Here is a 23683-nt window from a genome sequence, read left to right as displayed (position 1 = left end):
GCGGCACCCTTTCTAAAGTACGGTCGCAGGAGAGTAGGATCGCGGCATGGGTGCCGGACATGACCTGCCGTCCGCCGTCGATGACGAATCGTCCGCCGAATTCCCGGCGCTGCATTCGGGCTCAAGCGCGCAATCGCCCACCGATACGCTCTCCGAAGTGCTTCGCGAAGTACGCCTGGCGGGATCTGTCTTTTTCCTGGTCGACGCGCTGACTCCGTGGATCGCTGCAGCTCCGAGTGCACGCATGCTGTTGCCTGCGATCTTCCCGCGCGCGCAGCATCTGATTTCCTATCATGTCGTTCGCCATGGCCAGTGCTGGTGCCAGATGCCGCAGCACGAAGCGATGCTGCTCAGCGCTGGCGACGTGCTGGTGGTGCCCCACGGAGATCCGTATTCACTGTCGAGCGAACCGGACATGCGCTCGGAGTGGTCGCTCGAAACCACGTTGAGGTGGTTTCGCGACATGGCTCAGGGCAGGGGGCCGTTCGTGGTCAGCGAAGGCGGTGCGGGGCCGCAGCGTCTGGAGATCGTCTGTGGGTTTCTCGGCTGCGACGTTTTTCCCTTCAACCCCGTGCTGGCCAGCTTGCCCAGGTTGTTGCGCGTACGGCTGTCGGGTGCGGGTTCAGGTGAGCGGCTCGACAGGCTCGTCGAGTACGCCGTGGCCGAAGCACGTGAGCGATCCGCAGGCAGTCGCTGTGTGTTGCTGCGCATCAGTGAGCTGATGTGCGTCGAACTCGTGCGCCAGCATCTGCTCTCGCTGCCGTCGCTGGATACCGGGTGGCTCGCCGCGCTGCGCGACCCGGTGGTGGGTCGTGCACTCGCTCTGCTGCACCAGCGACCCAATGAGCGATGGACGCTGGAGGCATTGGCGCACGAGTCCATCACTTCACGCTCTGTACTTGCCGAGCGATTCACTCACTTTCTGCACGAGCCGCCGATGCAATATCTGGCGCGTTGGCGAATGCATCTGGCGGCGCAGATGCTGCGTGACTCGCAGTCGAGGATCGCGCGGGTGGCCTTCGAGGTCGGCTATCAGTCCGAGGCAACCTTCAGCCGCGCGTTCAAGAAACTGCTGGGTGTCTCGCCAGCGATCTGGCGCACACAGGCTGACGCCTCCATTGCATCGCACATTCAGTCGTCATCATCTCGATGAGTGCATGAGGCGGAATCCCGTCAGCGGCTTACGCTCTCACTTTACGCCGATCCCCACGTTGACCGGATTGAACAGCGTAGTGATTCCATCGACGGTTGCGCGCTGGCGGACAAGTTCTTCGATGGTGTGAACAAGTGCCTCGCGCTCGCTGCCTGACAGACTCAGTTCCTCGAGAATTCCGGCGACGATCGGATTGCTGGAGATGAGCCAGTCCCAGAAGGCGGCGCCGCTGGTGAAGGGCGTCGACTCCGTGATCGTCTCGACCTGCACGTCCTCGAGTCCGGCATCGACGAGTTCGTTGCGCAGCCGTCGCGGGTCCTGCAGTTGGAACGGCAGAGGCGGTGGGTCGGAAGGCGGCCCCGAGAAATCGGGGCGGAGCGTGCGCACGGCGAGGACGAAGAGCGTCAGAAAGTCGATCGAGTGCGGGTCGCCGTAGGCGGTGACGAGTACTTTGCCGCCCGGTCGAGTGACGCGGACCATTTCGCGAATGCCCTTGGGCATGTCGGGGAACAGCATGACACCGAACTGCGAGCCGACGATATCGAAGGTGTCGTCGTGAAACCCGAGAGCATGCCCGTCCATGACGTCACACTCGATCCGCAGATTTTCCCTCCGGGCTCGCTGCGCAAGCAGATCGAGCATTGCCGGAGATTGATCGATGGCAGTGACATTTGCTCCAAGTCTTGCCGCCGGAATTGCGAGCGCGCCGCTGCCGGCTGCGACGTCGAGAAACGACATGCCAGCGCGCAGTCCCACATGCAGCAGCCCTTCGCTGCCAAGCCGCATTTGCGAGGGCGTATTGGTCCTGTCGTAACCCGGTGCAATCGCGTCCCATGCGTCGGGCGGGATCTCATCGTGTGCTACTGCCGATGCTTTGAGAGCTCCGGGATGCATAAGGCCTCCGATCTTTGCGAGATGCCTGAAGGCAGTGTGCTGCGTCCATAGGAGTGGATCTTTGCCGGAACGCCGGGAGTCTTTGCTGCGTGCATGGACGAGTCGTGACCGAGGATCGATGGATGCTCTCTCCTATGCGTTGAACGCAGTGCACATGACCGGTGCGATTTTCTATTACGCCGAGTGCTCGGCGCCCTGGGGATTCGTAGTGCCTGCGCTGCAGCAAGTCGCGCACACCCTGGCGCCGGGCGCGGAGCGGCTTGTCCCGTATCACCTCGTGACCGAAGGTCGGGCACTGGTGAAGTTCGAGGACGAGACGGAGGTGCAACTCGAAGCAGGCGACGTCGTCATCATTCCGCTCGGCGATCCTCACACGGTGTCAAACGGTCGTCCGGCGGAATGGATCGACAGCGGCAGGTCGCTCGGCAGATTCCTTGCTGGCGATCTTCGTACGATGCAACTCGGTGGTGGCGGTGAGCGAACCCGGTTCATCTGCGGCTACTTCGGTTGCGAACGCCATGCCGACAGACTGTTCCTGGCCGGCTTGCCGAAAATGATCCGGATCAACGCACGCGATGATGCGACCGGTCGATGGCTCGAGGACTCGATCCGCTATCTCGTGAACGAAGCCGATCGGTCGCGACCCGGGCAATCCATTCTGCTGTCAAAAATGGCGGAGGCGCTGTTCGTCGAAACGTTGCGTCGTTACATGGAGTATCTGCCGCCGGAGCAGGTCGGCTGGCTTGCGGGGGCGAGGGATCCGATCGTCGGCAGCGCTCTTGCAGTCTTGCATCGACAGCCTGCCGCCCCATGGACCGTCGACGAGATTGCAACCAGGGTTGGGACATCGCGATCGGTGCTGACGGAACGCTTCGCGCGCTTTCTCGGCGAACCGCCGCTCACGTACCTTGCGCACTGGAGGTTGCAGCTCGCTGCCCGCCTGCTGAAGCAAGGAGCGAAGTCGATCGCCGAGATCGCGTTCGAGGTGGGCTACGAATCGCAGGCCGCGTTCAATCGAGCCTTCAAGCGCGAGTTCGGCATGGCGCCGGGACAATATCGGAAGGCTGCTGACTCTGTCTGACCAGCGGCGCAACCGCCACGATGTCGTCGACCGCGAATTTCGTGCCGTAGAGCAGTGCCTTTTTTTCCCAATCGATCGGCGCAGGCCTTCAATGCCGCAGGATCGCTGGGATCTCCGGTCTGAATCTCCGGGCAATTCACGGCACCCGAGGTTCCCGTGCCGCGCTTGTCGATGATCAGGATGTCCCGCTGATTGCGCAGCGAACCAAAAATATTCAGGTAAGCGTCGCGTGTGCCTGTCGTGGAGTAACCCGGTCCACCCTCCTGCGGCAGGAGCGTACCCAGCGCGGGTCGGCTCTGATCGAAACGAGGGCAGTACTCGAAACCAATCGTAATGGAGCCACGCACTGCACCGGTCGGATCGAGCGCTCGCCGGATGGAGCCGCAATAACCGGTGTAATCAGTGTTGCAGTAGTCGAGGGTGAGTGCTCCGACCGGGATGGTCCGTTCCGGCGGCGCGGCGTACGCAACCACGCTGACCAGAACCAGGAGCCAGATCGGACTGCGGATGCACGTGAATCCTGAATGACTCATTGCGCTCCCCTCGCAGATTGTCGTGCAAGGCATAAATGCATCGTGCATGAGTCATCGTCAATGAGAGCGTCCGGCAAATAGGAGCGGAGAGTCTCTACAACGCGGCTCCTGCGCCCCCGGACGCCCCTTGCAGGCAGGCAGATGCACGACACATCCAGCGAGTACCTGCGGATGATTTTCCAGGGTCGTGTTGTCGATGCGTGGCCGGATGGTTTGCAGCGCTTCGCGCGATGGATTCAGCGCCGCCGAAACTGATCGACCTGATCGTGCGCGTGCTGCAGTTCTTCCACGGACACTGCGCTATCGGCGGCAATCTTCTACAGATTGGCTTTTGCTCCGGTCAGTTGAGTTGTCGCTCGCGAATCTGCGAGCGTAGTCCGTCTGCCTGGGAGTAGAAGCCGCGAACGTCGCGAACTGTGCGGCAGGCACTGTAGCCCGCGCCGACGATGGCGACGAACGCACCGAGCAGCAACAGCCGTCTGTTCCGCGTGCCGTTGGTCGGCGCTTGCGGTGAATACGTACTGAAATATCGTCGGAGGTGGGGGCTCAGTCGAAGTTCGACGCAAGGCAGTGGTCAGGGAAGGACGGGGTCTCTGTCCGGCCCTAACGCCGGTAGTCGGGAGGGAGCCAGATGAAGACTGGCTTGGTTGTGTTCCTGATATTGACTGCCGGTGCAGCAATACGACTGTATGGAATCGATTTTGGCCTGCCGTTCCTCTACGACGTCGACGAGCCGGTTTTCGTCAACAGGGCATTTCATCTGTTGGCGCACAAAACGCTCGATCCCGGGTGGTTCGGGCATCCGGGTTCGGTAACGATCTATTGCCTGGCTCTGCTGTTTGCAATCTATTCTGCGGTCGGCGTCGCGGTGGGGCATTTCGCAGATTTCGCTGCGGTAGAGACGATCGCCCGCCTTGATCCCGCGGAGTTTTACCTCGCTGGGCGATTGATGATCGCTGCATTCGGGTTGGGGGTCATCTACCTGACTTTCGAACTGACGCAGAAGATCCTGCATCGCGGTGCCGGGTATATTGCATCCCTGCTCGTCGCAATGGCTCCGCTCGCGATTGAACTATCCCGCCTGATACGTACCGATATCCAGGTCACCTTCTTCCTGCTGCTGATTCTGTTTTTCTGTCTCCGCATCGTCGAGCGGGGATTGCTTCGGGATTACATCGGAGCCGGACTCGCGCTCGGCTTTGCCGTCGCAACCAAATATCCGGCGGTGATTGGCTGCCTGCCCATTGTCGTTGCCTCCATTCGCCCCAACGGCAATGACGGCAGATTTCGGGACATAGCCATCCGCCCGCTGCTGATCGCAGGCGCAGCGGCAGTGGTCGGTACGTTCATTGCGTCGCCCTTTCTGTTTATCGATATCGACACAGTTCTTCGGGATCTGGGCAAGGAGGCCAGAACGGAGCATCTCTCAGCCACTTCGGAGGGTTTCTGGAGTTCGCTGTTTTGGTACGTCACAGACGTATCGCGCAGGAACTTCACGATCATTGGGTTGCTGCTGGCCATTGTTGGCGTGATCGGGCTTCTGAGGAGTGGCCGCAAGAGCGGTGTACTTCTGCTGCTGAGCTTTGTCGTGCCCTTCCTGTTGTTCATCTCCAGTTTGAACCTGCGTTGGGAACGCTGGCTGATGCCGGCGATTCCAGTGATTGCAATGTTCTGCGCGATAGGCGTCGCGTTGACCTGGTATGCCATCCAGAGGCTTCCCCTGTTGATGGTACGAAGGGCAGTGCAGGTGCTTTTCGCTGTGGTGCTCCTTGCTTCAGGCTCCACTCTCATCCACGCGGACTACCTGCGGGCATCCGAGTTGTCGCGGGGGGACACGCGCACGCAGGCGGGCAACTGGATACTCGCCAATATTCCTGACGGGTCCGTGCTGATGATGGAGCGGGGCACGCCACAGCTGCCAAGGGGCAAGTACGTCCTGCTGTGCGAGCAGGATCGTCATGTGGAGGACTTTGGGTCTCTGGGCGTCAGCAATGCGAAGTATCAGAGGGTGAACGGTGTCATCGGGCAGTTGGGAAGCGTCGAGGAGATGCTGAACTCGGCTGCTCAGTATGTCGTCATCAGCAATGAGTACGATCGTCGATTGGCGGAGGGAGAGAAGTTTTCGGCTGACCTGCTGATTTACGACTATCTGTTCAAGCAGGCCAGCCTCGTGCATGTGAGCGTTCCCGTTCAGGGCCGGCTTGCTGGTCCACCCATCAGGGTTTTCAAGATCAAGTGAACTGGCGCAGAGATTCATCCATGAAGGGGATGCGGCCATACAGGTCGCACAGGAATTTCGTCGAGAGGTCGGAGAACTGAAGGCGCCGGACTCGAGCATCACGGGTCTTGTGTTCAGCCTTGCAGTGTCTGTGCCGCAGGATTGAGAGTCTCAAATGCAACAACTCAGCGACCACGCAACGTCGGCCCCGCAAGCGCCGGGCCCTTCCTTCAGTCGGGTCAAGGACGTAACGCTGAGTGTCGTCGTGCCCCTCTATAACGAGGAACTGGTCATCGATGCCATGTACGATCGATTGACCATGGCGCTGCGGGATTGTGTCGACAGCTATGAGATCGTCATGGTCAACGACGGCAGTCGCGACCGCACGTTGCAGCTCGCGCTGGAAATCTGCCGCCGCGACAAGGCGGTCAGGTTGCTCAATTTCTCCCGCAATTTCGGTCACCAGATTGCGATCACCGCCGGCATGGATCGTTGCCGCGGCAGGTGCATCGTGGTCATCGATGCAGACCTGCAGGATCCGCCGGAGGTCATCGCACAGATGCTCGAAAAATGGCGTGAGGGTTACCACGTGGTGTACGGCGTGCGTGCGCAACGGAAGGGCGAAACGTGGTTCAAGAGGGTCACGGCGAAGGCGTTCTACAGATTCCTCCGCCGCATGACGCCGGTGGAGATTCCGGTCGACACAGGCGATTTCCGGCTGATCGATCGTCGCGTCCTCAGCGAACTCTATCGCATGCGGGAGCAGGCGCGCTTTGTACGGGGCATGGTCAGCTGGGTGGGATTCAAACAGGCCGAAGTGCAGTTCGTTCGCGAGGAGCGGTTTGCAGGCGAGACCAAGTACCCGTTGAGGAAAATGCTCAGGTTTGCGATAGATGGCGTCCTGTCGTTCTCGCAGCTGCCGTTGAAAGTCGCCTCGGCGTTCGGGTTTCTGAGCGCCCTCGTGAGCTTCCTGTTCATGGTGTATGGTCTCGTGCAGAGGGCGTTCTATCCCGAGTCCGTGGTGCCGGGCTGGGCTTCGATCTTTTCCGCCATTCTGTTCATAGGCGGCGTGCAATTGATCTGCCTCGGCATTCTCGGCGAGTACGTGGGCCGCATCTACGAAGAGGTAAAGCGTCGCCCGCTTTATATCGTGCAGGACGAAGTCAACTTCGAATGATTCACGGCGCGAATCAGTTGCTGATTTTCGCGATCATCGGTTTGATCAACACGGCAGTCCATTTCCTGGTGTTCCTGCTGCTGATGCGGGCGTTCGATGTGCCGATACTCGTTGCATCGGCACTCGGTTACGGCGCCGGCGTGATCAATAGCTACCTGATGAACCGTCTCTGGACATTCCGCAGCGCTGCACGAGCGACGGCGGCGGAGTTCCTGCGCTTCATCATTGTGAATCTGGTGTCACTGGCGACGAATCTGACAGTCCTGAAATATCTGACTGCGGTTGTGGGTCTGGCGCCAGAGCCTGCGCAACTGGGCGCCATTGTCGCGTCGCTGGGAGTCAACTTCATCGGCAGCAAGTGGTGGGCCTTTCGCTAGCCTGGACGGTTCGACAGCACGCACGCCCCATTCGCTGCGCCATGAAGCGCGAAATTATGGAGCTGCGCCTCTCGTGAGCTCGGTTCCATCCCTCGAAGCGTACTCTAGCGGTCCGCCCGTGCTGTCGCTCCTGCCCGCGTGAAGTCGAATCGCAGCAGCATCGTCCGCTGCACTTCGCTGGTCGACGGAGTGAAAGTCCACTTCCTTGCAGCATCGACGGAAAGTCGTCGGAAGTATCGGCTGGGGCCAGGCTCTGCCAGCGTGGCGGTGATGACCGATCCTTGCGGATCGATGGTTACGCGAACCGCCACTCTGACGGTCCCCCGGATGGTTTGCAGCGCACTATGCGAAGGGTTCGGCAGCACTGTGCCAATGGGGAGTGTCACTTCCGTTCCGGTCACTGCTTTTGCAGCTGCGGATGACGGCTCGGCAGGGCTCACGGGCACGGCTTCGCTCGCAGCAGGCGCGGGTTGCGGCGACGGAGTCTGGATTTCCTTCGGCGCGGACTTGAACACGCTGATTCCGACCCAGGTCAGTGCCACGGCCGCAACTGCAGCGACAAGCAGCGCCGCTATTCGTCTGTGCGAGCGTTCCGGCACGGCGCTCAGGGCGGGGGGCTCCCGCGTGATGTCGGCGCGAATAACGAGCCGGATCGTGGACGGCTTGCCTGACTGAGACTTCGTCTCCGGGGTCGAATCCATATTTGAGTCTGCCATTGTGTCTACCGCGTGTCGGAGCGTTCCTCCAGGTCCCTGATGTCGTCCATCGTCAGCGGGCTCTGGCGCGGCAATCAGCTGCGGGCGGGAGTGTACTCTGCGATGCCCGTGCGCGTACGCGTCGGCTGCCACTTACATGCAGTCCACGGGAACGCGGGTGACGCGACGACGTTCCGGATTGGTCGAGCACGTCTGGTGCTGTAGCGTTGGCCGGGGACAACCGAGGTAAGTGCATGGCAGACCACTTCTGGGATCGCATCGCTCTGCAGCCGCAGACTGTGAACCCCCGGGTGCGATCGACGATCAGACGATCGTTCTTCGCCTACACCGCACTGCTATTGGTGATCGGGTGGGGATATGCACTGTGGTACATCTCCGAAGACCACAGCCGCACGACAGCATTCGCGGCTGAGCAGTTGCGTTCGGTCGCCGCCTCGCTCAATGCGCAGATGGAGGCCATGCTCGCAGATGGTATGGGTTCGGCGGAATCGGCGTTCAACGGCATTCGCAGCAGCGGCGGGCTCGCACAGCTGCCTGCCGGACAGGTCGTTGCGCAGGTCCGCGAAGAAGTAACGGGTGGCCGCTATATTCGCGCCCTGTTCGTCGGCAATGCAGGACGCACCATGGTCGTGGGCAGGAACTTCTCGGAGGAAATCTCCGGCGTGCCGTCGTGGCTGAAGGAGACTCCCCGCGATCTGCAGACGGTCGTGGCGGTGCCGATCCCCGATCCGGCACTGGACGGGCGCAAAGTGATCCCGGTCGCGCGCGGTGTGATCGGTGAGAACCAGGAAATCGCCTGGATCGGCCTGTGGTTCGACGTGAATGAGCTGCTGGATCGCTATCGAACCATCGGCATCGACAGGGGCGCCATCTCCATCCTTCGCGCCGACGGCTGGTTGCTCACCGGGACGTCGGTCGACGGGCGACCGGCGCCGACGCTGACCGACATCAGGGATACGGAACTGTTTGGCCGCATCAAAGCGCTGCCTTTCGACCGCGCTTACGTGCTCGAAGGAATTTCCGGGATCGATCAAAAGCACAAGCTGTTCGGGGTTGCGAAAGCTCACGGCAACGTGCCAGTGAATCTGATCGTATCGCGCGAGTACCAGGCGATCATCGCCCCCTGGAAGCGCAGCGCCGCCATGGTGGTGTTGCTTGCGCTCGGCTCCTCGGCAGTGTTGATTCTCATGACCGTGCTGCTGTATCGCTTCCTTGAAGAGATCAATCGCCGCGAAACCCAGTTTCACAAGCTCTTCGATAATTCACTCGCCAGCATCCTGTTGCTCAAGGATGGCCGCATCGTCGAGAAGAACGGCCAGGCGCGAGAGACCTTCAGGCTGCCTGCGGACCGCACGCTGCGCGGCAGGACGTTCGAGGAAATCTCCGTCGAGGTGCAGGCTGACGGCACGCCCAGTTCAGAGGCGGTCAAGAAGTATCTTGAAAAGATGCGGCGCGAAGGTGGCGCTGCGTTTGAGTGGTTGTTCAGGCGAGCCGACACCGGTGAGCCATTCGAAGCCGAGGTAAACATATCGGCGATCCAGATCGCCGAGGACTCTGTCACGCTCGCCATCGTGCGGGACATCAGCGAACAGGAAGCCGCCAAACGTGCGCTGCGGGACATGAATGCGCAACTGGAGGCGCGCGTCGCACAACGCACTGCGGAACTGCAAAGCGCCAATGCCCAGCTCGGAGCAACCAACCGCACATTGGAAGAGTTCACCGCGTCCGCCTCTCACGACTTGCGTTCGCCCCTGAGCTCGATTTCCGGGCAGGCTGGTCTGCTCGAGATCGACCTTGGCGCTCGACTCGACGGAAGAAGCAGGGAGCGTCTTGCGCGCATTCAAGGCGCCGTGAAACGTGCTTCGGATGTGATCGAAGGACTGCTGTCGCTGGCTCGCATCGCGCGTCATGAACTGCAGGCGGAGCAGGTCAATCTGTCCGAGATCGCCCGAGCAGTGGTCGATGAGCTGCATGATCCGGATTCGGGTCGCGATGTCGACATCTGCATCCAGCCGGAAATGATCGCGCGTGCCGATCGCGGGTTGATGACCTCACTCATCAGCAACCTGATCGGCAATGCGTGGAAGTACAGCGGCAAGCGCCGCCAGGTGTGGATTCACTTCACCCGGGTGCAGCGCGGGAACGAACATGTGTATTGCATCGCCGATCGCGGCGCCGGATTCAGGATGGAGCAGGCCGCGCAGCTCTTTCACGCATTTCGTCGCCTGCACTCGCTCGAGGAATTCAGCGGTATCGGTCTGGGCCTGGCAACCGTTGCACGTATCGTTGCCCGGTACGATGGCAGGATCTGGGCGGAGGCCGAACCGAACATCGGTGCGAAGTTCTTCTTCACTCTGCCGAACGCACAGATCTGTGCTGCGTCCATCGCCCGAGCGCCGCGACAGGTAGCGGCTTCCCGTTGATCTGTCCAGGCCACCGCCAGCGCTCCGCGGATCCTCTCTTATGTTGAGCGAGCGGCGTAGCGATAGGTGCAAGCCACCCGTCCAGGGTCAGATGATCCCTGATTAGGCCTGCTGTCAGCGGATTTTCCTGCTCCTGGTGTCATGCGGGCGCCGCGACGGTCGATATCCGACGCATACCAATCAAGGTTTGCCATCGGAATTCCACCCATGACGGGAAAACGTCACAGCCTGCGTACCCGCGTTCTCACGATCATCGTGTCCTTCGTGCTGATTGGTTTCATCGCCACCATTGCGGCGTTGACTCTGCAGGCAGGTACGATGCAGAGGAAGGTCGCGTTGCAGTATGCCGGCGAGTTGGCGAAGCGCGGTGGCAACGATGTCGCGGTCAGGATCGAGCGGGCGCTCGGCACTGCGCGCTCGACAGCGCAGGCGTTGGCCGGAATGAAAGCGGCGGGGCTCGCTGATCGCGCGGCTGCCGATGCGATGATGAAGGGCTTGCTCGAGGGCAACCCGGACCTTCTTGGCGTGTGGACCGGCTGGGAGCCGAATGCTTTCGATGGACAGGACGCCCACTACGCAGGCAAGAAGGGACACGACGCCACGGGCCGCTACGTGCCCTACTGGAATCGCGGCAGCGGGCAGATGCAGGTCGATGCGATGGTCGATTATGACGTGGCTGGTGCGGGCGACTATTACCAGCTGGCGAAGCAGAGCGGCAACGAAACCATTCTCGAACCCTTCAGTTACAACATCGGCGGCCGCGATGTGTTGATGACCAGTCTCGCTGTGCCAATTGTCGTCGGCGGAAAACTGCTGGGCGTCGCGGGCGTGGATATCGAACTGGCGGATCTACAGGAGATCATCGGCAGGATTCGCGTCTACGACACGGGCTATGCCAGCCTGATTACGCACGCAGGCCTCTATGTCGGCGACATCGATGCAGCCAATGTCGGCAAGGGTCTCGGCAGGGACGCTGGCGTCGACCTGACTCAGATTGCCAATGGGGTCGAGTTCAGCCGCAGCTTCGACAGCGAAGTGCTGAACACCGCTGTTACGCGTATCCATGTGCCGGTGCGCATCGGCGCGACGACCACGCCGTGGTCGTTCGCGATCACTGTCCCGGAGGAGCGCATCATGGCCGGCGTCAGCCGATTGCGTAACACGGCCATCGTGCTCGGGCTGTTGAGCATCGTCGCGGTGTCGCTGGGCCTCAGTTTCGTGCTCGATCGGCAGGTGCTGAGGCCCATCGGTGGTGAGCCGGAAGACGCGGCGAACATCGCCAACGCCGTGGCGCGTGGTGACCTGACGGCGCGTATCGACGTGCGGGACGGTGATACGTCGAGCCTGATGGCTTCGCTCAGGAACATGCAGGCGCAACTGTCCGGCGTCATCTCCGTGGTACGCGACAATGCCGATCGGGTCGCTGCCGGCAGTTCGCAGATAGCGCAGGGCAACGACGAGCTGTCCAGGCGTACACAGGAACAGGCGTCGGCGCTGGAGGAGACGGCGGCCAGCATGGAGGAGATGACGGCAACGGTGAAGCAGACGGCCGACAATGCCCGTCAGGCCAACGTGCTCGCCGTTGGCGTGCGCAACCAGGCGAACGAGAGCGGCGCCATCCTCGCGCGGACCATCGGCGCCATGGGCGAGATCAATGCCTCGAGCAAGCGCATCGCCGACATTATCGGTGTCATCGACGAGATCGCATTCCAGACCAATCTCCTGGCGCTCAACGCAGCAGTCGAAGCTGCCCGTGCGGGAGAGCAGGGTCGCGGCTTCGCCGTCGTCGCCTCCGAAGTGCGCAATCTCGCGCAGCGCAGCGCGAGTGCGGCCAAGGAGATCAAGGGACTCATCGAAGACTCGGTCGGCAAGGTCACGGTAGGTTCGACGCTGGTGGATCGATCGGGCAAGACGCTCGAGGACATCGTCGGCGGCATCAAGAAACTGACGGACATCGTCGCGGAAATTTCCACCGCGAGCCAGGAGCAGGCAGCCGGTATCGAGCAGGTCAACGACGCCGTTACCCAGATGGATCAGACGACGCAGGAGAACGCCGCGCTGGTCGAAGAAAGCGCCGCCGCAGCCGAGAGCTTGCGGGATCAGGCTCAGAAGCTCGTGGAGGCCGCTGCGGTCTTCCGGCTCGCACAGGGCCCATCGACTCCTGTAATAGATGCGACGCCGGTCGAGCAGCACTTCATCGAGCGGCGCGGGCCGCATCGCGCCAGGAACGTGGTACGGCCGGCATTCGGCGGCACGTCGGAAGTATCGGGCCGCGCCAGCGGCGGTTGAGTGCCTCGCGCTCCATCTCGCCGTGCGAGGAAGATCGCGGCTGCCGATGTCGAATGGTCGGCAGCAGATAGGGCATAGTGCCGCCCGGATTCCGCGATCTGGTGTACTCGGCGATGCTGCAGATGCTCGTATGCGATCTGGATGGGACCTTGCTCATGCGCGGCGAGCCCTTCGCTGCGGACGATGTGCAGGCGCTGCACGCGCTCGGTGAGCAAGGTGTCGTCCGGGTCATCGCGACGGGTCGCGCACTTGCGACTGCCAGGAAGGTCATTCCTGCCGATTTTCCGATCGACTATCTGGTTTTTTCCTCCGGCGCCGGCATTCTGGATTGGCGCTCGCAAGAGCTGCTCGTCTCGCACACCTTGCAGTCGCATGAGGCCGAGCGTGCGGTTCAGATGTTTCTGGCGCACGAGCTGGATTTCATGATCCATGCGCCGATCCCCGCGCAGCACGCCTTTCAGTTTCACCGGACCGGCAAACCGAATCCCGATTTCGAACGTCGGCTGGCGCGTTATGCTGCGGAGGGTCGCATGTTCGAGCTGAGCGCAGCGCGCCATCCGGCGAGTCAGCTGCTGGCGGTTGTGCCGGGGGGTGATCCAAACGAACCCTTCAAAACGCTGCGGCGCGAATTGCCGGAACTGAGCGTGATTCGCGCCACGTCCCCGCTCGATGGCCATAGCATGTGGATCGAAGCATTCGCCGCTGGCGTCTCCAAGTCGCAGGCTGCCGCGTGGATTGCACGAATGCGCGGTCTTGCTCGGGAGCACACGTGGGCCATCGGCAATGACTACAACGATTGGGATCTGTTGCGTTGGGCCGGCAGTGCCGCAGTCGTGCAGGGTGCGCCCGCCAGCATGAAGGCGGAATTCATGTCGGTGGACTCGATGAACTCGTGGCTCGGTCGACGTGAATAGGTCGATCGCTATCGCTATGCCTGCCCACTGTGATCAGCCGATCAAGGCGCACGCATCGGGATGAAGAACGGCATCGTACCGGTACTCATGTCATCGCCATCCAGGCAAGCACGCTTGTCGCTCGCCGCACGAAGCTCAGCCAGCGCCTGCGCATGCACCGCATCGGCCGGCACCTGCGCAAACGCCATTGCCAGGCGCTGGTCGAAGCGGTCGGCGTCGGCGGTGTAGTCGACGAGCAGGCGCTTGTTCAGCGCAAGGAAGCGCAACAGCATGGCGATGCTGCGATGCTGCGAAGCCGAATAGGCCCACAGATCTATGCCCAGGCGGCGTCCCAGCCATGCCGAATTGATCAGGCCCTGAGCGAGAAAGAGGCCGTAGTGCAAGGGACGGGTGCGCTTCAGTTCGTTGACTGGCACACCAAAGGCGCTGAGCTGGCTGGCGAAGCGCAGCGGCAGATCAGCCAATACCTCGGCTGCTCGCGCGTGCCGACCGACGAAGGCAGCCAGGGCCGCGACGACGAGGTCGTTCCATACCGCGATGTTGTTCGGTTCGCGCCCGATGCCGCGTGTATCGACATCCACCAGGAACGCCTCGAACCACGATTTCAAGGTGCCCTGTTCGTCGTCGCTCAGCAGGCCGGCACGCGAGGTCAGTACGATGGCGTCGAGCAGCGGCCAGAAACCGCGGAAGTCGACGATGCCCCAGGCATTGCCGGTCTCGCGTCCAGGCGTGACCTGAGCGAATCGCATATGTGGGTTCATGCGCGTGCCGGAAGCGATGAACCACGCACGAAGCATGCGCGCCGTATGTTCGAGAAAGGTCCGGTCACCGGTGAGAGTGCCGGCAAGAGCCGTGGAGCAGGCATCGGTCACCAACTGGTCGAGTGCGGCGCGATCGTTCGTGAGACTTGCCATCGTGCCGCGGGTGGCCGCGTCGTTGCGCTGACCATCGAGATGGCGAACGGTGCCGGCCGCGTCGATGTGGAAGTACGGCGCGACGCTCAGATAGTCGGCGGGGTCACCGCTGTGAGCGCAGCCGGTCTTGTCGCGTACGCTCGGTAGCGGGCGAGCCAGTGCAGCGCGGGCGTGTGCGACGAGTGCAGCCGCTTGCGGGCGTCTGTCCCCTCTGATGAGCGCTGCTTCGTCGTAGCAAAGCAGCCGGCCCGGTGGGTTGTTCGCCGCCACCAGCCGCGCATCGAGTTGTCGGCACAGTGTCTCGACGCCCTCGAAGCGCGAACGCCAGCGCACAATTTCACTGCTTTCGATGCGCTCCTCGCTGGTCGACGCCAGTCGGGCGACCCAGCCGCCTTGAACGAACCGCCCGCGCTCGGGATTGACGGCGGTGGGCTGCGTGTCCCACGCGGCGGTGCGCCACGCATGCCACGGTCCGGGCACACCGAGATTCCGCAGCAATGCAGCCTTGTTGAGATTGCCGTAGCGCAGACGCTCGTCGAAACGCGACTGACTGTCATTGCGAAAGCCGAGTTGTGGCTCGGTCAGGCTGGCGGACACAGAACCCGGTCGCAGCAGTGCGGCATTGTCCCGAACGCGCGCCAGCGACACGACCAGATGCAGTGCCGCAGCGTCGCTCGCAGCGAGGCCACGAATCTGTTCCCAGGCGTCGCTGCAGATGAAGCAGGCGGCATCCCAGGGCAAGGTCCAGCGCGCGATGGCCCGGCCGGCGTCGAGCGCCACATTGCGTGCTTCGTTCAGGCCGATCGCGTACAGGTTCTTGTGGCGGTACTTCCATTCGAGCGCGAAGCTCGAGGTGTCAAACGCAATCTGACTATGGTTTGGGTCGACACGGTCGACACCCGGCGGCAGATCGGACACATCGTTGAAACGCTTCGCGTAGTGGATCATCTCGAACGGCAGACGGATGCATTCATGGCCTGCCTGGCGTATGAGTTCGGCGCAGGCTGCTTCGACGCGCGCGTCCGCGATGCGGTTGAGCACCCAGTGTTTGCGACACCCAGGCAGCTCGGGCTCATGTTCGAGCGTGAAGCGCAGATGGGCCAGCATCTCGTCGGCCCCATGGCGCGGCGGCAAGCTGTTGCCGAGGATCCGATACAGCGCGAACTCCAGCAGTGACGGTGTCGGGACGAGCGAGGTCATGTGGTGATCACGGGTGCAAATACGCAGGAGACACCCACCTGTTCAGGTGGACTGCACAACGATCGAGATCTTCATGAAGGTCGGGAAGTCCGTCAGCTGTGCGCCTGGGCAGGTGTGTGGTTGTGCAGGCGCATGAAGGCCAGCGAAAAGACGCATAAGGCACGGCCGACATCTGGAATGTCATTGTTCTTCTCCGCCAGAGGCAGTCGTTCGCATCGCCGTTCAATCGGCTTGCAGTGCAGGATACCAAGAAAGTGTTCGAGGCACGGGTGGGCCTCGGGCCGATTCCATCATCAACCAACGAGTTCTATGCAGCGCGTGTCAGGCGTGGATACACTCCATTGCCAGCCCGGGGATCGAAAGAAGATGAACAACAGATCTCCGCTGCCACCCTATCGATTTGAATCGATGCATGCCGGGATGCCCTTGCTGCCGGCCTGCAGCAGCGATCAACGTGACGCGGCGGCTGACTTATGACGCAAGCGCTCGGACACCGACCCTCCCTGGCTACCATGGTCGGAATGTTCTTCGCGACGTCGCTCGCGATGCTCGGCAACTACTACATCTACGATTCGATCGGTCCGGTTGCCGAGCTGTTGTCGCGGCAGCTCGGCTGGTCCGACACCCAGATCGGCACGCTCAATGCGATCTACAGCTTGCCGAACATCGTCATGGTGCTGATCGGTGGCGTGCTCGTCGATCGTTACTCCGCGCGCTCGGTCACGTTGTTCACGTCGGTCCTGTGCCTGCTTGGTGCGATCGTCACGGCGCTGGGATCCGAATTCCCGGTCATGGTCGCCGGCCGGTTGCTGTTCGGGCTCGGTGCCGAGACCATGGTGGTGGCGGTGACCGTCGCCTTTGCGCAGTGGTTCGTCGGTCGCTACTTCGCGCTGATGCTCGCGCTCAACATTACGGCAGTGCGATTCGGGTCGTATCTCGCAGATCGTTCACCGACATTCGCCAGCGATCTGTACGCGCAGGGATGGCAATCGCCGTTGTGGCTCGCCGCAGCGTTCGGCGTGCTCTCTGTCGTCGGGGCGCTGGCCTACTGGATCATCGATCGCCACGAAGCGGCTCGTGGCACGCTTGCGATTGCGCCGCCGAGCGATCGCATCGACTGGAGCAACCTGCTGCGGTTTCGGGTCGAGTACTGGCTCATCGTGGGCATCTGCGTGACCTTCTATGCGGTGATCTTTCCGTTTCGCAGCACATTCTCGATCAAGTATTTCCAGGAAGCGCATGGCCTGACCCTGGAGGCGGCGAGCACGCTGAACAGTCATGTGTTTCTCGCTGCAATGTTTTTGACACCGGTGTTCGGCCTGCTCCTCGATCGCGTACAGCGGCACGGACTGCTTCTCACTGTCGGTGCGCTCGGACTGCCGGTGAGTTTCCTGTTGCTCGCTTCCAACGGTACGGAAAATCTGACTGCGGCAACGGTACTTCTGGGCGCGAGCTACTCGCTCGTTCCAGCAGTGTTGTGGCCGGCGGTCGCGCGCTACTGCTCCGCTGAGCAACTCGGAACGGCCTATGGCTTGATGACCGCCCTGCAGCAGGCGGGTGTCTTCGTCGCCAATATCGTGGCGGGGTACGTGAACGATCGCGGTGGCGCCAGCGTCGCGAATCCTGCCGGTTACGATGCAATGCTGTGGTTCTTCGGTCTGCTCAGCCTCGCCGCGTTCGTGTTCGCCATCTTGCTGTCGCGGCAGCGATCGAAGACTGCCGCAGGCGGGCTCGCCAGGGCAGAGATCTGAACGGCTGTCCTTGCTATTGCGACTCTATGGACACCTCCTATCCATCTATTCCCACTGACACCCGCAGTTGTGAAAATGAGAGGGCCCCGGCAAGGGCCCTCTCAAGCAAGAGCTACACAGCTGCCACTGCAGGCGCCTCGAGCGACTCCAGCGGACCAAAGAACTCATAGCGTATGCGGGCAGGCACGACCCCCAGCTCGAGAACGCTGCGATACACCTGCTGCATGAAGGGCTTCGGGCCCAGCAGGTAGAGATCCACATTGCGATCTGCAGGCAGGCGCTGCGCCAGAAGTTGCGTGGTCAGTCGTCCGACGACATCCGGCTGGTCTTCGTGCAGCGGTTCGTCGTAAGCATAAAGTCGGGTCACGGCCGCGTGCTTGTCCACGAGTGCATCGACTTCGCGGGCGAATGCATGCGTGCGACTGTTGCGTGCTGCGTGGATGAAGTCGACACGCCGGCCGGTGCTCGCGGCGGCATGCAGCATGCTCAGTGCAGGGGTGAGGCCGACGCCACCAGTCACGAGCACGAGCGGACGCTCGTTGCCTGGCGGGAGCACGAACTCGCCGCATGGCGGCAGCACATTGAGCAATGTCCCTGGCGTTGCCTGGTCATGCAGCCAGTTGGATGCCTTGCCGCCCTGTTCGCGCTTGACACTGATGCGGTACCCGGCGGTGTTCGGTGCACACGAGAGCGAGTAGTTGCGACGCGTGGACTGGCCATCGATATCCAGCACCAATGTCAGGTACTGCCCGGGTTCGAAGGCGGGAATGGGTCGATCATCCTGCGGGCGCAGATAGAACGATGTGATCACTTCGCTTTCCGTCTCGCGGCGTGCAACGACGAAAGGCCGCACTCCGCGCCAGCCACCCGATCGCCGTTCGTTGGTGCGATACACGGTTTCTTCGGCGGCGGTGAAGATTTTCGCCAGTGCGCCATACGCTTCGGCCCACGCGGCAATGATCTCTTCGGTCGCGGCCGAGCCCAGCACTTCGCGAATGGCTTGCAGAAGGCACTTGCCGACGATGGGATAGTGCTCGGGCAGTACGCCCAGCGCCGCATGCTTCTGCACGATGCGCGGCACTGCATTCGCCAGCGCTTCCAGTCGATCGATGTTGGCCGCGTATGCCAGCACGGCGTCAGCGAGAGCTCGCTGCTGCGTGCCGGCAGCCTGGTGCGATTGATTGAAAAAGGCCTGCACTTCCGGATGCTCGCGGAACAGCAGGTCGTAGAAGCAACGGGTGATGTGTTCCCCGTGCGCTTGCAGCGCCGGAACGGTGGCTTTGACGATCGCGATGGTCTGGGCGGTCAGCATGTCTCTTCTCATTTCATGTGGATGCCGGCAGGAGCCGGGCGATTTCACATATTCAAGTGTCATGCCACGTCTAAATTACTGATCCCACGTGGAATAACAGGGGAATAATCTCCGGGCGTGTCGTTTTGACATCAATGTATGATGTCTGATCGACATCAATGAGGTCACAATGACACCGCTGCGAAACCTGGAGGGCGAAGGCCGTTACGCGGAACTGCTCGCAGTGGCACGGGCGCTGGCGCCGTGCGATGCCATCGCGCTTCTGCGGTTGGACGACAGCGTGCTGGTTCCGGAGGCCACCGAGGGACTGACCGAGGAAACGCGGCACCGGCGTTTCGCCATTGCCGACCATCCGCGCCTTGCCCGCTTCGTGCAGTCCCGCAGTCCCGTCCGACTGCCGGCGGATTGCGGCTTGCCCGATCCGTACGATGGGCTGATCAAAGGAGTGTCTGAACTTTCACCCGTGCATGACTGCGTCGGGATGCCGCTGTGGATCGATGGTGAGCTTTGGGGTGTACTGACGTTCGATGCGTTATCGCCGGACGCGCTCGCGCCACTCGACGAACCACAGCTACGGCGCGTGGAGCAGCTCATGATCGAAGGCATTCAGGCGATTACCGCGAGCAAGGCAGCATCCGCGCATCGACGGCGCGCGGTCGTGGTCCCCCATGCCATTCGCTACGTCGATGCGCCGCGCGAACTGATTGGCAGCAGCACCGCAATGCGACAGCTCCTGCACGATATCCACACCGTGGCGCCATCGGACCTGACCGTGCTGATTCTCGGCGAGACCGGTGTGGGCAAGGAGCTAATTGCCCAGCGCCTGCACGAACAGTCGCCGCGACGCGATCAGCTGCTGGTGCACGTGAACTGCGCAGCGTTGCCCGAGTCGCTGGCCGAGAGCGAGCTGTTCGGTCATCGCAAAGGTGCATTCACCGGGGCGATGCAGGATCGCGCCGGCAAGTTCGAACTCGCGGACGGTGGCACGCTGCTGCTCGACGAAGTGGGCGAGTTGCCGCCGTCGGTGCAAGCCAAGCTCCTGCGTGCTCTGCAGAGCGGCGAGATCCAGCGTCCTGGCAGCGATGCGCCGCTGCACGTCGACGTTCGCGTCATCGCGGCGACGAATCGCGATCTGCGTCAGGAAGTCAGCGCAGGGCGATTTCGCGCTGACCTGTTCCATCGGCTCTCGGTGTTCCCGCTCATCGTGCCGCCACTGCGCGAACGTGGGCGCGATGTGCTCGCACTCGCGGGCGCCTTTCTGGAAGAGAACCAGCGTCGCCTCGAAGCGCGAAATTTCCGCCTGACTCCTGACGCGCGCGAGGCGCTGCTGGCATATGACTGGCCGGGGAATGTGAGAGAACTCGAACACACCTTGAGTCGCGCTGCATTGCGCGCGGTGGCTGAGCAGGGTCACGCTCATCGCTGGATCGGGATAGAGCCGCGGCACCTCGCGCTCGAAGCGGCAGGAGCAAGCGAAGCCGCAGGCGCACCCAGGTTTCGACAGGCGCCCGGGGAGCCCGCCGCTGCTACGACACTGCGAGAGGCAACGCAGTTCTTCCAGCGCGAATGGATCAGCGATGCACTGGGTCGAAACGACGGCAGCATCGCGGCTGCTGCGCGTGCGGCTGGTATGGATCGAGGCAATTTCCATCGACTCATGCGGCGACTTGGCGTGCGCCAGCGGCACTGACACGGGTGCTTGTCGATAGCCGGCACGCCGCTGTCCTGCAACAGTTGCAACTTGTCGAGGCCGGCAACCGCCAGAGGCGGTCGTTTCGATTGATTCGCCCGGTGCTCCGGCTGCCTCCGGTCACTTCACGGGGCCGCCGCGATCTCGTTCGCTGCGCGCAGTCCCGAATGCAGGGCGCCCTGAATCCAGCCTGGCCATGCGGAGGTGTGTTCCCCGGCGAAATGAATGCGCCCTTCGACAGTGGCGGCATGCTCCAGCAGCCCGAACTGCCCGGCCTTGGTGACGCAAAAGGCGCCGCGACTGTATTTCTCGTTGAGCCAGGACCATGTGGTCGCCGATTCGAACCCGTCGCGAACGCCTGGATGAACCTGCTCATACAGATCCAGCATGCGATCGATCTGTGACTGCGGCGCGAGCGCCGAATATTCCCGCGCCAGATCTTCGTAGATGTACGACATGATGATGCCGCGCCGGCCGGGCTGGTTGTACGTCGGGCTCCAGACTTCCATCGGCTGATCGACAGTCGCGAAACCGTTCAGCCCCTGCTGCTCCCAGAATCGAGTGCGTGTCTGTACGAACACACGCGCCACCGGACCGAGGTACATGTTGCGTACCGCATCCGCCTTGCCGGCACTCCAGTACGGCGCGACCTCGATGTCCCGCAACACCGTGAACGGCAGCGTGCAGACGACTCGATCCGCAGTCTCGGTGTGATCCACACCGCCGGCCTGGTACATCACCTTGACGCCTTGCGCCGATTGCTCGATACGGCGGATTTCCGCGCCGTAGCGGATGTGTTCGCTCAGTTCGCCGGCCATTGCCAGCGGCAGGCGATCGTTGCCGCCGCGAATCTTCCACAGCATCGGCACTGCGTGACTCAGTGCATCGTGCGCATAGTCGAGCAGCGAGTCCTCGTAGAAGCCTTGCGTGAGATAGGCGATCGCATCCGTCGATGCGCCCTGTTTGCGGAGGAAGTCGCCGAAACTCACGTCCTTGTATTTGTTGAAGCGCGGATACGGCCAACCGCCACTCGGCAGCGTCCCGATCTCGTCGCGCAGCCGATCGAAATAGAGCGCCGACAATCCACCGAACCCGGCCGCCCGTTCACGCGCGGTGAAGCTGAGCGGCAAGCCTTTCAGATCGCCGGCGCCGTCGTACGGTACGACCTGTCGCTGTCCGCGCCACAGGAACACGCCGCTTCCTGATGCGGGATAGAACGGATCGAGTTCGAGTCCGTAGCGCTTGACGTACTCGAGAGTGAGTTCGTGCGTCGAAGGTATTCTGCCCGCTCCGGCCTCGGCGTAAACGCCGTCGGAGAACGGCTCGCGGATCGTATGAACGCGACCGCCGGCCCAGGTTCGTGCTTCCAGCAGAGTGACCTGAAACCCGAGGTCAAGCAGCTTCAGCGCGGCAGCCAGGCCCGCCATTCCTGCACCGAGCACGAGAACCTTCTTGCCGTTGCCGGATGCTCCGGATTCGCCGATTGCAGCGAGCGCCTGCGAGCGGCTCAGGACCATGCCACCGAGGCCGAGACCGGCGGACTGCAGGAAATGTCGTCGCGATAGTTTCTTGTGCATTGTCATGCCGCGCGAGTCTGTTCGCCGTCGCCGCAGAATATCGCAGACTGGCCGGGGTGGGTCGCGTTTCCTGGCCGGCAGCCCGTGGTGATATCAACAGCTGCAGTTGTGATGAACGGATCGGTGGGCGTGCGGCGCGTCGGCGTTCTGGTTGCGGCGCAGCCGAGGCGTGCTCCCGCAAGGGCAGGAGCGAATCAACTCAATCCTGGCGAAGTGGCCGTCGCTTTGAGCGGCAGCGCGGCCGGGCGAGGAGCGCCGAATCGCTTTCTGATCCAGTCCGAGGCCGGCGTCTCGATGTAGCGGTAGGTGAGCAGTGCGATCACGATCAACAGCGCCAGATACGGCAGCAGCTGGCTGAAAGGTCGATGTCCGCCGTTCTCCCCCTGGCAGTACCAGTACAGCGTCCAGACAGGTCCCTGCAGGATGAACAGCGAATAACTTGTCTTGCCTAGCGTCACCAGCATTCCTGTCAGGGCGGAAGCCGGTACCCGCATCGAAGCGATCGCATAGATGAGCGCGCAGTAACACAGACCGAGATATGCGTCGCTCGCGACGCCGGCGATCTTCGCCGGCAGTACGAGAACGAATCCGGTGGCGGCGATGGCAACACAGCGCCAGATCCTGGGCATCGAGCCATGGCGCATGAACAGGAATGCGAGGGCGATGCCCATCAGGAACTGCACCAGGAAGGTTGGCGGGAAATAGGCGATGTAGCGCGACCATGGAGTCTCGAGCAGAGTGCCCTCCAGCATCAGCGCACGCGCCGCAGTCAGCTCCGCGCGGGCGACATAGATGAAGGCATTCACGATGACGAACACGGCGAGCAGCACCACCAGGCGCCTGGACCTGGCGATCAGGCGATAGGCCCAGGGGAACGTCAGCCAGAAAAATATCTCCGCCGCCATCGACCAAGCCGGCCAGTTCCAGCCGACGGCGGCTTTCGGTATCCATGACTGCGCGAAGATCAAGGTGGGCAGGCCATAGAACCCGAGTGTGCGCAGGAACGCGGTCAGCGTCGGCATCCACAGGAAAAGAAACAAACCGGTGCCAATCCAGGCGAGCACATAGACCGGATAGACGCGGGCGAGGCGCTTCACCCAGAAGTCCCGCAAAGTCTGATTCGGTCGCGCGACGTAGGTCAGCAGGAAGCCCGAGAGAATGAAGAAAAACGGAAAGAAGCCGCCGGAGAACAGATTGGCCAACAGAGGAGAGGGTGCCTGCGAGCGATCGTAGAAGTGATAGATCACGACACAGATCGCCGCAAAGAACCGGGCAATGGTGAGGCCGTCAAGCCCTGCTTTCTTCTGCACGTACGTCCCTGCGTCCACGTCGCAATCCTGGGGTTTTCGTCGGGCGCCTGCGGTGGACTGATCCTGCCTGCGCGAACTCACTCACGTCTGCTTCGATCGGCGAATGACGAGTACTGCAAGCAGGCATTCGGGCGCCGCTCGCATCAAAGGATAT

General features: G+C 62.1%; 17 protein-coding genes. 10 read left to right on the top strand and 7 right to left on the bottom strand.

Annotation, left to right across the window (positions count from 1 at the left end):
* Positions 1 to 46 precede the first annotated feature (46 nt).
* A complete protein-coding gene (locus VIZ63_RS14520; protein ID WP_331610381.1) occupies positions 47 to 1153 on the top strand; it encodes an AraC family transcriptional regulator in 1107 nt (368 codons plus the stop codon).
* Between the two features lie 36 nt (positions 1154 to 1189).
* On the opposite strand, the gene VIZ63_RS14515 is transcribed toward VIZ63_RS14520, so the two are convergent.
* The gene (locus VIZ63_RS14515; protein ID WP_331610380.1) at positions 1190 to 2047 is read right to left on the bottom strand and encodes a class I SAM-dependent methyltransferase; all 858 of its coding nucleotides are present in this window, start codon (positions 2045 to 2047) and stop codon (positions 1190 to 1192) included.
* Positions 2048 to 2165: 118 nt separating this feature from the next.
* Here VIZ63_RS14515 and VIZ63_RS14510 point away from each other — a divergent pair, with 118 nt between their 5' ends.
* On the top strand, positions 2166 to 3128 hold the full coding sequence (locus VIZ63_RS14510) for an AraC family transcriptional regulator (protein WP_331610379.1): 963 nt from the start codon (positions 2166 to 2168) through the stop codon (positions 3126 to 3128).
* On the opposite strand, the gene VIZ63_RS14505 is transcribed toward VIZ63_RS14510, so the two are convergent.
* Positions 3038 to 3661, bottom strand: coding sequence for a hypothetical protein (locus VIZ63_RS14505; RefSeq protein ID WP_331610378.1), 624 nt, complete (start codon positions 3659 to 3661; stop codon positions 3038 to 3040). The genes VIZ63_RS14510 and VIZ63_RS14505 overlap by 91 nt on opposite strands.
* 631 nt (positions 3662 to 4292) lie before the next feature.
* On the opposite strand from VIZ63_RS14505, the gene VIZ63_RS14500 reads away from it, so the two are divergent.
* The 3 genes from VIZ63_RS14500 (at position 4293) to VIZ63_RS14490 (ending at position 7433) form a co-directional block, all read left to right on the top strand.
* Positions 4293 to 5900: an ArnT family glycosyltransferase gene (locus tag VIZ63_RS14500; RefSeq protein ID WP_331610377.1), complete on the top strand. Its 1608-nt coding sequence runs from the start codon at positions 4293 to 4295 to the stop codon at positions 5898 to 5900.
* Positions 5901 to 6054: 154 nt separating this feature from the next.
* Positions 6055 to 7056 carry a glycosyltransferase family 2 protein gene (locus VIZ63_RS14495; protein ID WP_331610376.1) on the top strand — a complete coding sequence of 334 codons (1002 nt, stop codon included), beginning with the start codon at positions 6055 to 6057 and terminating at the stop codon, positions 7054 to 7056.
* Positions 7053 to 7433: a GtrA family protein gene (locus VIZ63_RS14490; protein ID WP_331610375.1), complete on the top strand. Its 381-nt coding sequence runs from the start codon at positions 7053 to 7055 to the stop codon at positions 7431 to 7433. Before VIZ63_RS14495 ends, VIZ63_RS14490 begins: the two co-directional genes overlap by 4 nt.
* 104 nt (positions 7434 to 7537) lie before the next feature.
* Here VIZ63_RS14490 and VIZ63_RS14485 read toward each other — a convergent pair whose 3' ends face one another.
* On the bottom strand, positions 7538 to 8149 hold the full coding sequence (locus VIZ63_RS14485) for a TonB family protein (RefSeq protein WP_331610374.1): 612 nt from the start codon (positions 8147 to 8149) through the stop codon (positions 7538 to 7540).
* Between the two features lie 233 nt (positions 8150 to 8382).
* Here VIZ63_RS14485 and VIZ63_RS14480 point away from each other — a divergent pair, with 233 nt between their 5' ends.
* The 3 genes from VIZ63_RS14480 (at position 8383) to VIZ63_RS14470 (ending at position 13775) form a co-directional block, all read left to right on the top strand.
* Complete coding sequence (locus tag VIZ63_RS14480) at positions 8383 to 10572, top strand: sensor histidine kinase (RefSeq protein WP_331610373.1); 2190 nt, start codon at positions 8383 to 8385, stop codon at positions 10570 to 10572.
* Between the two features lie 207 nt (positions 10573 to 10779).
* On the top strand, positions 10780 to 12861 hold the full coding sequence (locus VIZ63_RS14475) for a methyl-accepting chemotaxis protein (protein ID WP_331610372.1): 2082 nt from the start codon (positions 10780 to 10782) through the stop codon (positions 12859 to 12861).
* 77 nt (positions 12862 to 12938) lie between these two features.
* A complete protein-coding gene (locus tag VIZ63_RS14470; protein ID WP_331610371.1) occupies positions 12939 to 13775 on the top strand; it encodes an HAD family hydrolase in 837 nt (278 codons plus the stop codon).
* Positions 13776 to 13816: 41 nt separating this feature from the next.
* Here the strand turns inward: VIZ63_RS14470 and VIZ63_RS14465 are convergent, their stop codons facing one another.
* Positions 13817 to 15889 (bottom strand): alginate lyase family protein, encoded by a 2073-nt coding sequence (locus VIZ63_RS14465; RefSeq protein ID WP_331610370.1) that lies wholly within the window; start codon positions 15887 to 15889, stop codon positions 13817 to 13819.
* Positions 15890 to 16401: 512 nt separating this feature from the next.
* Between VIZ63_RS14465 and VIZ63_RS14460 the strand changes: the two genes are divergently transcribed.
* The gene (locus tag VIZ63_RS14460) at positions 16402 to 17640 is read left to right on the top strand and encodes an MFS transporter (RefSeq protein ID WP_331610369.1); all 1239 of its coding nucleotides are present in this window, start codon (positions 16402 to 16404) and stop codon (positions 17638 to 17640) included.
* 112 nt (positions 17641 to 17752) lie between these two features.
* Here the strand turns inward: VIZ63_RS14460 and hmpA are convergent, their stop codons facing one another.
* Positions 17753 to 18952, bottom strand: coding sequence for an NO-inducible flavohemoprotein (gene hmpA / locus VIZ63_RS14455; RefSeq protein ID WP_331610368.1), 1200 nt, complete (start codon positions 18950 to 18952; stop codon positions 17753 to 17755).
* A 169-nt stretch (positions 18953 to 19121) separates the two neighbouring features.
* Here hmpA and norR point away from each other — a divergent pair, with 169 nt between their 5' ends.
* Entirely contained in the window at positions 19122 to 20642 is a 1521-nt protein-coding gene (gene norR / locus VIZ63_RS14450) for a nitric oxide reductase transcriptional regulator NorR (protein WP_331610367.1), read from the top strand.
* A 125-nt stretch (positions 20643 to 20767) separates the two neighbouring features.
* On the opposite strand, the gene VIZ63_RS14445 is transcribed toward norR, so the two are convergent.
* Both VIZ63_RS14445 and VIZ63_RS14440 read right to left on the bottom strand, forming a co-directional pair.
* Entirely contained in the window at positions 20768 to 22219 is a 1452-nt protein-coding gene (locus VIZ63_RS14445; RefSeq protein ID WP_331610366.1) for an NAD(P)/FAD-dependent oxidoreductase, read from the bottom strand.
* A gap of 194 nt (positions 22220 to 22413) precedes the next feature.
* On the bottom strand, positions 22414 to 23547 hold the full coding sequence (locus VIZ63_RS14440) for an acyltransferase (protein WP_331610365.1): 1134 nt from the start codon (positions 23545 to 23547) through the stop codon (positions 22414 to 22416).
* Positions 23548 to 23683: the final 136 nt, after the last annotated feature.

Source organism: Povalibacter sp., from assembly GCF_036520495.1.
GTDB lineage: Bacteria > Pseudomonadota > Gammaproteobacteria > Steroidobacterales > Steroidobacteraceae > Steroidobacter.
The sequence above is the reverse complement of the archived record's forward strand: the minus strand, read 5'-3'. Positions and strand labels throughout refer to the sequence as shown.

Coding starts and splice junctions, on each gene's coding strand:
- VIZ63_RS14520 (WP_331610381.1), top strand. CDS start 47: ATGGGTGCCGGACATGACCTGCCGTCCGCCGTCGATGACGAATCGTCC.
- VIZ63_RS14515 (WP_331610380.1), bottom strand. CDS start 2,047: ATGCATCCCGGAGCTCTCAAAGCATCGGCAGTAGCACACGATGAGATC.
- VIZ63_RS14510 (WP_331610379.1), top strand. CDS start 2,166: ATGGATGCTCTCTCCTATGCGTTGAACGCAGTGCACATGACCGGTGCG.
- VIZ63_RS14505 (WP_331610378.1), bottom strand. CDS start 3,661: ATGAGTCATTCAGGATTCACGTGCATCCGCAGTCCGATCTGGCTCCTG.
- VIZ63_RS14500 (WP_331610377.1), top strand. CDS start 4,293: ATGAAGACTGGCTTGGTTGTGTTCCTGATATTGACTGCCGGTGCAGCA.
- VIZ63_RS14495 (WP_331610376.1), top strand. CDS start 6,055: ATGCAACAACTCAGCGACCACGCAACGTCGGCCCCGCAAGCGCCGGGC.
- VIZ63_RS14490 (WP_331610375.1), top strand. CDS start 7,053: ATGATTCACGGCGCGAATCAGTTGCTGATTTTCGCGATCATCGGTTTG.
- VIZ63_RS14485 (WP_331610374.1), bottom strand. CDS start 8,149: ATGGCAGACTCAAATATGGATTCGACCCCGGAGACGAAGTCTCAGTCA.
- VIZ63_RS14480 (WP_331610373.1), top strand. CDS start 8,383: ATGGCAGACCACTTCTGGGATCGCATCGCTCTGCAGCCGCAGACTGTG.
- VIZ63_RS14475 (WP_331610372.1), top strand. CDS start 10,780: ATGACGGGAAAACGTCACAGCCTGCGTACCCGCGTTCTCACGATCATC.
- VIZ63_RS14465 (WP_331610370.1), bottom strand. CDS start 15,889: ATGACCTCGCTCGTCCCGACACCGTCACTGCTGGAGTTCGCGCTGTAT.
- VIZ63_RS14460 (WP_331610369.1), top strand. CDS start 16,402: ATGGTCGGAATGTTCTTCGCGACGTCGCTCGCGATGCTCGGCAACTAC.
- hmpA (WP_331610368.1), bottom strand. CDS start 18,952: ATGCTGACCGCCCAGACCATCGCGATCGTCAAAGCCACCGTTCCGGCG.
- norR (WP_331610367.1), top strand. CDS start 19,122: ATGACACCGCTGCGAAACCTGGAGGGCGAAGGCCGTTACGCGGAACTG.
- VIZ63_RS14445 (WP_331610366.1), bottom strand. CDS start 22,219: ATGCACAAGAAACTATCGCGACGACATTTCCTGCAGTCCGCCGGTCTC.